We start from the raw sequence: 11,582 nt of genomic DNA on the forward strand, positions 1-11,582 counted from the left end.
TGCCCGCCAGCCGGCCGCAGGCGTGTCGGACGAGGGCGCCACCGCATCACTGCACGGCCCCGATCGCGCATCCCACGCCCCATGGGTCCGAAGGGACGTGCGGCGCACCTGTGCCGGGCAACCCGGGCACCACGACTACCCATCGCAGCCGCGCCGCCCAGCAGCGAACGCGCCGGCCTACCCTTCGCCTGCACGGGCGCGACAGCCGCCTAGAGCTGAAAGCCCACCGAGCGCACCACGCCTTCGATGACGTCGCGCAGCCAGGAGGGCGCACGCGCGTGGTAGGGGCGCGCGCGGGCCAGCAGCTGGTCGCTCCACTGCGCCAGCCAGTGCAGTTCCTGCGGGCCGTAGAACACGGTCATGGCCTCGTAGTTCAGGAACAGGCTGCGCGCGTCCAGGTTGAGCGAGCCGACGAGAGCCAGTTCGTCGTCGATGAGCACCGCCTTGGCATGCACCATGGCCGGGGACAGCCATACCCGCGCACCCGCGGCGGCCAGCTGGCGCAGCGCGCGCTCGCGGGCCAGGTCCGCCAGGCGGTGGTTGGAGCGCGCCGGCACCACCACGCTGACCTGCACGCCGCGCCGGCAGGCCAGGCACCAGGCGTCCAGCAGCGCGTCGTCGGGCACGAAGTACGGCGTGACGGCCACGATGCGCCGCTGGGCATGGTAGGCAGCCGCCAGCAGCAGCGCATGCACGGTGTCGTCGGCATGGTCGGGACCGCTGGGCAGCCACTGCGCCAACGGGCCGTGTGCGGTCGGCGCGGGCAGCGCCGGCGCGGCGGTGCTCCGCGCCTTGCGGCGGCGGCGCAGCACCAGGCCGCGCGCCACACGCCAGTCGGTGGCGAACTGGGCCTGCGCCTGCGCGGCCAGCGGGCCATGGACCTCGTAGCTCAAGTCCGCCCAGGCGGGGTGGCCCGGCCGGTCGATGAAGTACTCGCAGGCCAGGTTGCGCCCGCCGCTCCACAGCCGCTCGCCGTCGGCCACGACCAGCTTGCGGTGGTTGCGCAGGTTGGTGCGCCCGTGCAGCGGGTTGTGCAGCAGCGGCATGAAGCGGCGCACCTGCAGGCCCTGGCGCCGCAGCGCGCGCAGCATGCCGGGCGGCGTGCGCATGCTGCCCAAGGCGTCCACCAGCAGGCGCACGCGCACGCCGCGGTGCACGCAGTCCAGCAGCGCGCGCGCCACCTCGCGCCCCACCTCGTCGTAGGCAAACACGTAGGTGCACAGGTCCAGCCGGTGGCGGGCCGACGCAATGGTGGCCAGCAGCCCCTGCAGCGCCTGCGTGCCGTCGGCATGCAGCACCACCCGCGCATTGCGCACGGCGGGCGCCAGCTCCAGGCTGGCCAGCAGCCGCGTGGCCCAGGGCGGCCCGCCTTCCGTTGCCTCCAGCGGCGGGTCGTGCGGGCGACGCGCGGGCCGCGCGAACTTGCGCGTGCCGAACAAGAGGAACAGCGGTACGACCAGATAGGGAAACGTGACGATGCCCAGCACCCAGCCCATCGCGGCCGAGGGGTGGCGGCGCTGGTGGCCGATGCGCGTGCCCATCACGTACACCAGCAGCCCCACGGCCACGAAGATCGCGTGGCCCAGGCCCGAGAGCACGGCCACGCGGATCATGCGCGGGGGTGGAGCACGCGGCGAGGGCCCGCCAACGACCATTGCTGCACAGCGCGCGCCGCGGCCGCACGGCCAGCGACCGCATGCATGGGCCCCGCATGCGGGGCGCATTCTTCTGGCGGTACGGGTGGTGTCATGGCGCTCTCCCACGGCCCGGAACAGGCAGCATGCCGCCCAGCATATCGGCCCGGCGCCGCGCGCGACTGTAGGACAGCGGCGCGGCGCCAGGGAATGGGTCTTTTTGCTATTTATTTAATAGCTATTAGCGCTTTAAACATAAGCGTTACAGGCCAATTTAACCGAAATACCCGAAATTCCGATGGCCCGGTATCAGAGCAACTCCAGCACCCGCTCGGGCGGGCGGCACAGCAGGGCACCGCGCGGCGTCACGACGATGGGGCGGTTGAGCAGCACCGGGTGCGCGGCGATGGCGGCGATGAGCTCGGCATCGGTGCGGCCCGGGTCGGCCAGATCCAGCGCGGTGTAGGCGGCCTCCTTGGTGCGCATGACTTCGCGCACGGGCACGCCCAGGCGCGCCACCAAGGCGGTGAGCTGGACGGCATCCAGCGGCTGGGCGAGATAGTCCACGACGGTGGGCTCGATGCCGCGCTCGCGCAGCAGCGCCAAGGCGCCGCGCGAATTGCTGCAGCGGGCGTTGTGGTAGATGGTGATGTCGGCAGGGGTCATGCGCGCAGTGTAGGCCGCCACGCTGGGCCGTACCGGGCCGCCTCGGTGTCCAATGAGGCGGCGCCGGGTCAGCGCGACGACGCGCGCAGCGTGCGGCTCAGCAGGATCACCGGCACCAGCCCCACGGCCACCAGCGCCAGCGAGGGCAGCGCGGCCTCGCCCAGGCGCTCGTCGCGGGCCAGCTGGTAGGCCACCACGGCCAGGGTGTCGCTGTTGAAGGGGCGCAGCACCATGGTGGCCGGCAGCTCCTTCATCACGTCCACAAACACCAGCAGCGCCGCCGCCGCAGTGGAGCGCTTGAGCAGCGGCCAATGCACGCGCGTGAGCACGCCCAGGCTGCCCACGCCCAGCATGCGCGCCGAGTCGTCCAGGCTGGGCGAGACGCGCGCGTAGCCGCTTTGCACCGACTGCAGCGCTACCGCGCAAAAACGCACCAGGTAGGCCCAGACGATGCCCACGGCCGTGGCGGTGATGATCGCGGGCAGCCCCCAGCCGGGCGCCGCGGCCTGCATCCAGCCCACGGGCAGCAGCAGACCCACGACGATCACCGCCCCGGGCACGGCGTAGCCCAGGCTGACCAGCTGCACCACGCCACGCGTGAGCGCATCGCGCCGGCGGCGCACGGCAAACGCCAGCACCAGGGCAATGCCCACGGCCAGCACGGCCGTAATGCCCCCCAGCCGCACACTGTTGCCCGCCCATTCGATGAAACGCGACCAGGGCAGCACCGACCAGTCGGCCGCCAGCGGCCGCAGCATGAACAGCACCGGCGCCACGAAGCCCATCAGTACTGGCAGGGCGCACACCAGCCACGCCGCCACGGCGCTTGCACCGTGCAGCCGCGTGGGCTGCGCCTCGGTCGAGCCGGCGCGGCCCACGCCGCCCGTGGCAAAGCGCATGCGCCGCTGCGCGCGCAGCTCCAGCTGCAGCAGCAGCACCACCAGCACCAGCAGCACGGTGGCCAACTGCGCTGCGGCGAGCCGGTCGTCCATGGACAGCCAGGCCTTGTAGATGCCCGTGGTGAAGGTCTGGATGCCGAAGTACGCCGCGACGCCGAAGTCGGCCAGCGTCTCCATGAGCACCAGCGCCACGCCCGCGGCCACCGCCGGGCGTGCCAGCGGCAGCGCCACGCTGCGGATGCGCCGCGCGGGCGATGCGCCCAGCAGGCGCGCCGCCTCCATGAGGTGCGCAGCACGCTCGCCCAGCGCCGTGCGCGCCAGCAGGTACACGTAGGGGTAGAGCGAGAAGATGAACACCCACACCGCACCGCCCAGGCTGCGCACCTCGGGCAGCAGGCGGCCCTCCAGGCCGAACGTGGCGCGCAGCCAGACCTGCAGCGGGCCGCTGAATTGCAGGAAGTCGGTATACGCGTAGGCCGTCACATAGGCCGGCATGGCCAGGGGCAGCAGCAGCAGCCACTCCAGCGAGCGCCGGCCACGGAAGTCGAACAGCGTGACCGCCGCAGCGCAGGCCGTGCCCACCACGGCCGCGCCCACGGCCACGGCGAGACCCAGCCACAGCGTGGTCCACAGGTACCCCGGCAGCACCGTGGTGGCCATGGCGCGCAGAATGGCGCCGGACTGCGCGCCGCCCTCGCCCCAGGGCAGCCACGCCCCCAGCACGGCCAGCAGGGGCAGCGTGAGCAGCAAGGCCAACAGGATCAGTGAAGTGGAGCGCAGGGCGCGGCGGATTCGTGGCAGCAAGGGACGGCCGGTAGCGAGGTGCAAGGCGAAGAGAGCGCATCCACCGCCTGCCTGGTGAACCGTGGCGGCTGTGATGCAAATGGGAACAATTCTACGCAACCGCGGGCCGCAGGTCGGCCGCGCCCCCGCCGGCATGTGGGCCCTGGGGCGGCGCGCCCAGGCGGCGCAGCGCGGGGCCACGCCTGCGCAGTACGGCGCTGTGGCGTGGGGTCATTCAGGGCAGGACACGCCCTAAACTCACGCCATGTTTCTGGAAGTGTCTCAATTGGAAGTGCGGTACGCCAACCGCCCGCAAGCCGCCGTGCGCGGCGTGACCCTGGGCCTGGCCGCCGGCGAGATCGGTGTGCTCATCGGCCCCTCGGGCTGCGGCAAGACCACCCTGCTGCGCGCGGTGGCGGGGCTGGAACCCGTCACCGAAGGAGCCATCCGCCTGGGGGGCGAGGTGGTGGGCGCACCGGGGCGCAGCATGCCCCCCGAGCAGCGGCGCATGGGCATGGTGTTCCAGGACTATGCGCTGTTTCCGCACCTCAGCGTCGGGCGCAACGTGGCCTTCGGCATCCACGCACTCCCCCGCGCGGAGCAGGCCGAACGCGTGCGCGAGTCCCTGGCTCTGGTGGGTCTGGAGGGCAGCGAGGCGCGCTTTCCGCACGAGCTCTCGGGCGGCCAGCAGCAGCGCGTGGCATTGGCGCGCGCGTTGGCACCGCGCCCGCGGCTGATGCTGCTGGACGAGCCGTTTTCCAATCTGGATGTGGACTTGCGCGAGCGACTGGCCCACGAGGTGCGCAGCATCCTCAAGACCGCCGGCGCCACGGCACTGTTCGTCACGCACGACCAGTTGGAGGCCTTCGCCATCGGCGACCGCATCGGCGTGCTGGAGGGCGGCCACCTGCACCAGTGGGACGATGCCTACTCCCTCTACCACCGCCCCGCCACGCGCTTCGTGGCCGACTTCATCGGCCATGGCGTGTTCGCCCCCGCCACGCTGGTGCAGCAGGGCAGCCATGTGGTGGCGCGCACCCCGCTGGGCGACCTGACCGACATCGACGGCTGCCTGCTGCCGGCAAGCTACCCCGGCGGCGAATGCGACGTGCTGCTGCGTGCCGACGACGTGGTGCATGACGACAGCTCACCCGTGCGGGCGCGCATCGTGCGCAAGGCCTTCCGCGGCTCGGAATTTCTGTACACGCTGGAACTGGCCAACGGCCTCACCGTGATGGCCCACGTGCCCAGCCACCATGACCATGCCATGGGCGAATGGATCGGCATCCGCACGCAGGTCGACCACGTGGTGGCGTTCGCACGGGAGAACGCCGCACGCTGACCGCGGCCCCCTCAAGCGCCCCTGCCGTCGGGGGGCGCCAGGCTCAAGACTTGTCCTTGCGCGGCAGGTTCTCCAGCGCGGCCAGGTCGATCTGGCCCATGAAGCCCTGTACGTCCTTCAACGGCAGGTTCTCTGCCTCCACCGTGACCACCACGCCGTTCTTGAGCACCGCGCGCAGTTCCGCCTGGCTGCCGTCCTTGGCGTAGCTGTGGTGCAACGTGCGGCCATTCTCCTGCCAGGTCTTTTCCACGATGCCGTCGCTCTCGCGCTCGCCCTGCACCATGCCCGCCAGTTGGGCCAACTGGCCGAATGCACCCGCATCCACGACCGAAATGCGCACAACCTTGTCACCGTTGCCGTACTCGGCCTCCGCCTGGCTGGTCGGCAGGCCTGTGGCAGCGCCGTCGTGGACCTCATAGCTGGTGCGTTCCAGCGATCCCAGCTTGGCGGGCAGCGCGGCCTTGAGCGCATCGACCCCCACCGTCTGGTGCTTGGCACCTCCCATGGCCGCCGCCATCGCCTGCCCTGCGGCTTCGGTCATCTGTTGGGTATCGCCGCTCTTGTGCGCCTGCTCCATACGGCGGGCAGCCTCTTCCATCTTCTTGCCGGCCTCTTCCAGCTTGGCGGTGTCCAGCGTGACCTGCCCACGCGGCGTGTCGATGACCACGGCCGGGCCGCCCGCACTGCCCCACATGGCGGGGCCATGCGGCATGAACAGCGAACCGATGGCCGCAATGACGATGCCCAGCACGATGGCCACCACCACGACCACCGCCGTATAGGGCACGGCGCGCGCAGCCGGGCTGCGCATCAGCAGCGGCAGCCCCAGGTACAGCAGGTACAGCGAATACAGCGCCGCCACCAGGCCCAGGATGGCCAGCGCCGGCAACAGGCTGAACACGCCGCCCAGCATGGCGGCCGTGCTGGCGTAGACCGCGACCTTGAGCGCCTGTCCCTGGTTCTGGGTGCCGCCGAACGTGGGTGCCAACGCATTGATGACCAGGGCCAGCACATACACGCCGACCAGGCTCAACACATAGGACACGGCCATGTTGGCAAGCCCGGCGAGCACCGGCACGCGCATGCTGAAGCCAAAGCCTCCCATGCCGATCAGCGACATGCCGATGAATCCGCAGACGGCCGGAATGGCCGCGAGGATCATCAGGTAGCCCGTGAACAGGCGTGCCGTATCGGCAGGCTCTCCATCAATGGCGGCCCAGGTCTCGCGGGGCTTGAGCAAAATCCCCTTCACGCGCTCCATCAGTTGCATGCATCCCTCCCTCGGTTATTGGCAAAGAGGCGCACCATACTGCAGGCGCATGTCGATGCGATGGATGTAAACAGACCGTTACAGCCCCGTTGCACACACATGTGCACTTTTGGCGACAGCAGGAGGCTATTCAGCGTTGGCGCAGATCGTCCACTGCGGCATGCAATGCCTGGCCCCACACCCGGCGGTCGCGCCCCTGCGCACGCTCGGGCATGCCGAAATGCGCCACCGCCGTGATGGGCGGCGCGGTGAGCGTGCGCCAGATGGAGCCCACCAGCGTTTCGTCGCCGATATAGCTCGGGGCGTGGGTGGTCTGGCCGCTTGCGCGGTCCACGAAGCGCAGGCCGATGGGCTGCACGGGCACGTCCGCCTGCAGTGCAGCCTGCAGCAGGTTGGGGTGAAAGGGCAGCAGCGTGCGCCCGTCGCCGGTCGTGCCTTCGGGAAACACCGCGAGTATTTCGCCCCGCAACAGGGCATCCCGCATGCTGCCCACCATGCGCAGGGCATCGCGCCGCGACGCGCGCTCGATGTACAGCGTGCCCGCTGCCGTGGCGAGCGTGCCGACGATGGGCCAAGCCTGCACGTCGGACTTGGAGATGAAGCGGCAGTAGCGCGCCGCATGCATCACCGGGATGTCGAGCCAGGACAGATGGTTGGCCACCAGCAGCACCGGCCCCTGGCTCGGCGGGGTGCCGCGCACCTCCAGCGTGACCCCCGCGCAGGCCAGCAGGCCCAGCGCCCACGCCTGCACCCGCGCCTGCTGCTGCTCCACCGATAGGCGTGGGAAGCGCAACGCCACCACGAGCAGCCCCTGTGCAGCGTGCAGCACCAGCCGCAACACCCGCCAGCAGGCCCGTAATCCCCGCAGCATGTGCGTGTGCCGGCGTCGCTCAGCCGCGCTCGAACGCGACTTGGCCGCCCACCAGCGTGCAGCGCACCCGGCCCGGCAGTTCATAGGTCGAGAACGGCGTGTGCTTGCCCTGGCTGGCCAGTGCGTCGGCCTGCACGGTCCAATGCGCCGCAGGGTCCAGCACGCACAGGTCGCCCACCCCGCCTTCGATAATGCGGCCCACGCTGGCCTGCAGCGTGCCCAGCGACGTGCCCAGCACCCGCGCGGGCTCTGCGGTGACCACGGCCAGCGCACGCTGCAGCGGCGCGCCGCCTTCCTGCGACCACTTGAGCGCCACGGACAGAAGCAACTCCAGCCCCGTCGCGCCGGGCTCGGCCTCGGCAAATGGCAAAGCTTTGGCATCCTCGTCCACAGGCGTGTGGTCGGACACCAACGCGTCGATGGTGCCATCCAGCAGCGCCGCGGCCAGCGCATCGCGGTCGCGCTGCTGGCGCAGCGGCGGCGTGAGGCGCGCGCGGCTGTCGAAGTAGCCGATGTCCGCATCGGTGAGCATGAGCGAGTTGATGCTCACGTCGCAGCTCACCGGCAGGCCGGCCGCCTTGGCCTGCCGCACCAGATCCACCCCCGCGCTGCTGGACAGGCGGCACAGGTGCACGCGCGCGCCCGTGGTTTTGAGCAACTCGAAGATGGTGTGCAGTGCAATCGTCTCCGCCGCCACGGGCACGCCCGACAGGCCCAACCGTGTGGCCAGGGGGCCGCTGGCGGCCACGCCCTTGCCCAGGTGCAGTTCCTGCGGGCGCAGCCAGACGGTGTAGCCGTAGGTCGCGGCGTACTGCAGCGCGCGCTGCAGCACCTGGGTGCTGGTCAGCGGCACCTCGGCCTGGCTGAAGCCCACGCAGCCGGACTCCGTCAGCTCGGCCATCTCGGTCAGCACCTCGCCGGCCAGCCCGCGCGTGACTGCGCCCAACGGGAACAGCCGCGCCTGGTGCAGCTTCTCGGCGCGGAACTTGAGCATCTGCACCAGACCAGGCTCGTCGAGCACCGGGTCGGTGTCGGGCGGGCAGACCAGGCTGGTCACGCCACCCGCGACGGCCGCCGCCATCTCGGATTCCAGCATGCCCTCATGCTCATGCCCCGGCTCGCGCAGGCGCGCCGCCAGGTCCACCAGACCCGGCAGCACCAGGCAGCCGCTGGCATCGATCACGCGGGTGGGCGTGAAACCCTGGGGCTCGCGGTCCACCGCGATGATGCGGCCCGCGGCCAGCGCCACGTTGCACACCTTGTCGAGGCCGCTGGCGGGGTCGATGACGCGGCCGTTCTGGATGAGGATTTTCATGGTTCTAAGCCAAATTGGCCGTTAGCGCCCGTCCCACAAGCGCTAGCAGCTATCAAAACAATAGCAAATGAGTCATCCGGGTGATCCATGGCGCCGTGCGCCACCCACACCCCATGAAACTGGGGCAACCCAGGTCAGGGCCACCGTGCAAGGGCCGCCCCGCCGCGTTCGCGGCGTCCCCCGGGGGGGATTGCGCGAAGCGGCTCAGCGAGGTCATGCTTCATTCCCTGCCACGATGGACATGACCGCCATGCGCACCGCGATGCCGAAGGTGACCTGCGGCAGGATCACGGCCTGCGGACCGTCCACCACGGCGGAGTCGATCTCCACGCCGCGGTTGATGGGGCCCGGGTGCATGACGATGGCATCGGGTTTGGCCAGCCGCAGCTTCTCGGGCGTGAGTCCGAAGCTCTTGAAGTACTCTTGGCTGGAAGGCAGCAGCGCACCGCTCATGCGCTCGTTCTGCAGGCGCAGTGTGATGACCACGTCGCAGCCTTTGATGCCTTCCTCCAGGTTGTGGAACACCCGCACGCCCATCTGCGCCATGTCGGAAGGCACCAGCGTGCGTGGGCCCACCACGCGCACCTCGGCTGCGCCCAGAGTGGTCAGGGCATGGATGTCCGATCGCGCCACGCGCGAATGCAGCACGTCGCCCACGATGGCCACCGTGAGGTTGGAGAAGTCCTTCTTGTAGTGGCGGATGGTGTACATGTCCAGCAGCCCCTGCGTGGGGTGCGAGTGCCGGCCGTCCCCTGCGTTCACCACGTGCACGTGCGGTGCCACATGCTGTGCGATCAGGTAGGGCGCGCCCGATTCGCTGTGGCGCACGACGAAGATGTCCGCCGCCATGGCGCTCAGGTTGTCGATGGTGTCCAGCAGCGTCTCGCCCTTGGCGGTGGAGCTGCGCGCGATATCCAGATTGAACACGTCGGCCGACAGGCGCTTGGCCGCGATCTCGAACGTGGTGCGCGTGCGCGTGCTGTTCTCGAAGAACAGGTTGAACACGCTCTTGCCGCGCAGCAGCGGCACCTTCTTGACCTCGCGCTCCTGGACGCTGACGAAGTTGGTGGCCGTGTCCAGGATGTGCGTGACGATGTCCTTGGGCAGGCCCTCGATCGACAGCAGGTGGATCAGCTCGCCGTTCTTGTTGAGTTGGGGGTTGCGCTTGTACAGCACCGTCAGACCTCTTTGACGTCGAAATGGAAAGCGCCGGCCTCGCTGCGGGCCAGTGCCAGCGATTGCGTGGGCGGCAGCGCCACGCGCGCCGCAGCGAACTCGGCGGCCACCGGCAGCTCGCGGCCGCCGCGGTCCACCAGCACCGCCAGGCGCACGCGCGCCGGGCGGCCGTAGTCGAACAGCTCATTGAGTACGGCGCGGATGGTGCGGCCGGTGTAGAGCACATCGTCCAGCACCAGGATGTCCGCGCCATTCACGTCGAACGGCAGCGTGGTCTGCGCGCTGGAGGCCAGGCCCCGCTGGGAGAAATCGTCGCGGTGCATGGCGGACGACAGCACCCCGGCCTGGCCCGGCAAGCTAAGGTCCTTTTGCAGACGCTCGGCCAGCCAAGCGCCGCCCGAGGCGATGCCCGCCAAGTAAGTGTCAGATTCGCGCAGCATGCGCACGCCGCGCAGCAGCTCGGCGTACAGCGCCTCGGCATCCAGCGTGAGATGGCCCGGGCGCGTGGCACCCGGCGGGGTCGTAGCAGAACTCATGGCAGGTTCCTCAAAAACTGTTCCAGGATGATGCAGGCCGACGCGGCGTCGGCATCAGCCGCGCCCGCAGAAAGGGCCTCGGTGGTGCTGTAGCGCTCGTCAACCTCGAAGACCGGCAGGCCGAAGCGCCCGCGCAGCTGGCGCGCGAACTTGAGCGCACGGGCGGTGTTCTCATGGGCAGCCCCGTCGGGATGCAGCGGCACGCCCACCACCAGGGCATCGGGCTGCCACTCGCGGATGCGCTCGGCCACCTGGGCGAAGCGGGCATCGCCCTCCGCGCGGATCGTGCCCTGGGGCGTGGCGCTGCGCAGCATGCGCGTACCCACGGCGACGCCGGTGCGCTTGAGCCCGTAATCGAAAGCCAGAAAGGATTGGAAATGCGCGGGGACGACGGCTGGAGCAGGCTGGCCGCTCATGCATGCCCCGCTTCGGGCGACAGCATCCACGACTGCAGGCCCAGCAACCCCAGTGCACGGTCATAGCGCTCTTGCACAGGCGTTTCGAAGATGACCGACACGTCCGCACCCACGGTGAGCCAGCTGTTCTCGGCCAATTCGGACTCCAGTTGGCCTTCGCCCCAGGCCGAGTAGCCCAGCGTCACGAGGACGCGCCGTGGGCCCGCACCATGGGCCAGCGCCTCCAGCACATCCTTGGAAGTGGTCATTTCCAGCCCGCCGGGGATGGTCATCGTGGAGGCGTAGGGCGACTCGTCCTCGCTCTCTTGCGGGCCGCGCATGGCCTCGTGCAGCACGAAGCCGCGCTCGGTCTGTACCGGGCCGCCCTGGAATACCGGCTGCAGCGTGAGATCCTCTCGCCCGAGGGACAGGTCCACCTTCTCGAACAGCCCTTCCAGGCTGATAGGCGTGGGTTTGTTGATGATCAACCCCAGCGCGCCGCGCTCGCTGTGCTCACACAAATACACCACACTGCGCGAAAAAGAGGCATCTTCCACGCCCGGCATGGCGATCAGGAAGTGGTGCGTCAGATTCATGGGCGCGGTATCGGCAGGCATGCGGCAATTTTACGGCCAACCACCGCATCGCCCCGTTATCCGAGGGCATCGCCCCGGTGCACAAAAGACAAGGCCCGG

Annotated in this window: 11 protein-coding genes; 1 reads left to right on the forward strand and 10 read right to left on the reverse strand. The window is 69.8% G+C overall.

The features are described 5' to 3' along the window. Positions 1 to 209: 209 nt before the first annotated feature. The 3 genes from PCQ86_RS16695 to PCQ86_RS16705 form a co-directional block, all read right to left on the reverse strand. Positions 210 to 1,613 (reverse strand): phospholipase D-like domain-containing protein, encoded by a 1,404-nt coding sequence (locus tag PCQ86_RS16695; RefSeq protein WP_270174252.1) that lies wholly within the window; start codon positions 1,611 to 1,613, stop codon positions 210 to 212. A gap of 330 nt (positions 1,614 to 1,943) precedes the next feature. Further along, on the reverse strand, positions 1,944 to 2,300 hold the full coding sequence (gene arsC / locus PCQ86_RS16700; RefSeq protein ID WP_103737212.1) for an arsenate reductase (glutaredoxin): 357 nt from the start codon (positions 2,298 to 2,300) through the stop codon (positions 1,944 to 1,946). A gap of 68 nt (positions 2,301 to 2,368) precedes the next feature. Then, positions 2,369 to 4,003, reverse strand: a complete 1,635-nt coding sequence (locus PCQ86_RS16705) for an ABC transporter permease (RefSeq protein WP_199856208.1) — start codon at positions 4,001 to 4,003, stop codon at positions 2,369 to 2,371. Between the two features lie 244 nt (positions 4,004 to 4,247). On the opposite strand from PCQ86_RS16705, the gene PCQ86_RS16710 reads away from it, so the two are divergent. Then, positions 4,248 to 5,324 carry an ABC transporter ATP-binding protein gene (locus tag PCQ86_RS16710; RefSeq protein ID WP_270174253.1) on the forward strand — a complete coding sequence of 359 codons (1,077 nt, stop codon included), beginning with the start codon at positions 4,248 to 4,250 and terminating at the stop codon, positions 5,322 to 5,324. A gap of 43 nt (positions 5,325 to 5,367) precedes the next feature. Here PCQ86_RS16710 and PCQ86_RS16715 read toward each other — a convergent pair whose 3' ends face one another. The 7 genes from PCQ86_RS16715 to PCQ86_RS16745 form a co-directional block, all read right to left on the reverse strand. Next, positions 5,368 to 6,594: a Yip1 family protein gene (locus PCQ86_RS16715; RefSeq protein WP_011806664.1), complete on the reverse strand. Its 1,227-nt coding sequence runs from the start codon at positions 6,592 to 6,594 to the stop codon at positions 5,368 to 5,370. 130 nt (positions 6,595 to 6,724) lie between these two features. Beyond that, positions 6,725 to 7,465 (reverse strand): lysophospholipid acyltransferase family protein, encoded by a 741-nt coding sequence (locus PCQ86_RS16720; protein WP_015914191.1) that lies wholly within the window; start codon positions 7,463 to 7,465, stop codon positions 6,725 to 6,727. A 19-nt stretch (positions 7,466 to 7,484) separates the two neighbouring features. Continuing rightward, positions 7,485 to 8,780, reverse strand: a complete 1,296-nt coding sequence (locus PCQ86_RS16725) for a dihydroorotase (RefSeq protein WP_011806666.1) — start codon at positions 8,778 to 8,780, stop codon at positions 7,485 to 7,487. Positions 8,781 to 8,993: 213 nt separating this feature from the next. Then, positions 8,994 to 9,956: an aspartate carbamoyltransferase catalytic subunit gene (locus PCQ86_RS16730; protein ID WP_011806667.1), complete on the reverse strand. Its 963-nt coding sequence runs from the start codon at positions 9,954 to 9,956 to the stop codon at positions 8,994 to 8,996. 2 nt (positions 9,957 to 9,958) lie between these two features. Beyond that, positions 9,959 to 10,492, reverse strand: a complete 534-nt coding sequence (pyrR, locus tag PCQ86_RS16735; protein WP_270174254.1) for a bifunctional pyr operon transcriptional regulator/uracil phosphoribosyltransferase PyrR — start codon at positions 10,490 to 10,492, stop codon at positions 9,959 to 9,961. Beyond that, a complete protein-coding gene (gene ruvX, locus PCQ86_RS16740; protein WP_015914192.1) occupies positions 10,489 to 10,908 on the reverse strand; it encodes a Holliday junction resolvase RuvX in 420 nt (139 codons plus the stop codon). The genes pyrR and ruvX overlap by 4 nt, the downstream gene beginning before the upstream one ends. Beyond that, positions 10,905 to 11,504, reverse strand: a complete 600-nt coding sequence (locus tag PCQ86_RS16745; protein ID WP_011806670.1) for a YqgE/AlgH family protein — start codon at positions 11,502 to 11,504, stop codon at positions 10,905 to 10,907. Before PCQ86_RS16745 ends, ruvX begins: the two co-directional genes overlap by 4 nt. Positions 11,505 to 11,582: the final 78 nt, after the last annotated feature.

Source organism: Diaphorobacter sp. ED-3, from assembly GCF_027625375.1.
In the GTDB taxonomy this organism is placed as follows: Bacteria; Pseudomonadota; Gammaproteobacteria; order Burkholderiales; family Burkholderiaceae_C; genus Diaphorobacter; species Diaphorobacter nitroreducens.

Excerpts from the sequence above, each read along its gene's own strand:
- PCQ86_RS16695 (WP_270174252.1), bottom strand. The coding sequence starts at position 1,613 with ATGATCCGCGTGGCCGTGCTCTCGGGCCTGGGCCACGCGATCTTCGTG.
- arsC (WP_103737212.1), bottom strand. The coding sequence starts at position 2,300 with ATGACCCCTGCCGACATCACCATCTACCACAACGCCCGCTGCAGCAAT.
- PCQ86_RS16710 (WP_270174253.1), top strand. The coding sequence starts at position 4,248 with ATGTTTCTGGAAGTGTCTCAATTGGAAGTGCGGTACGCCAACCGCCCG.
- PCQ86_RS16715 (WP_011806664.1), bottom strand. The coding sequence starts at position 6,594 with ATGCAACTGATGGAGCGCGTGAAGGGGATTTTGCTCAAGCCCCGCGAG.
- PCQ86_RS16720 (WP_015914191.1), bottom strand. The coding sequence starts at position 7,465 with ATGCTGCGGGGATTACGGGCCTGCTGGCGGGTGTTGCGGCTGGTGCTG.
- PCQ86_RS16725 (WP_011806666.1), bottom strand. The coding sequence starts at position 8,780 with ATGAAAATCCTCATCCAGAACGGCCGCGTCATCGACCCCGCCAGCGGC.
- pyrR (WP_270174254.1), bottom strand. The coding sequence starts at position 10,492 with ATGAGTTCTGCTACGACCCCGCCGGGTGCCACGCGCCCGGGCCATCTC.
- ruvX (WP_015914192.1), bottom strand. The coding sequence starts at position 10,908 with ATGAGCGGCCAGCCTGCTCCAGCCGTCGTCCCCGCGCATTTCCAATCC.
- PCQ86_RS16745 (WP_011806670.1), bottom strand. The coding sequence starts at position 11,504 with ATGCCTGCCGATACCGCGCCCATGAATCTGACGCACCACTTCCTGATC.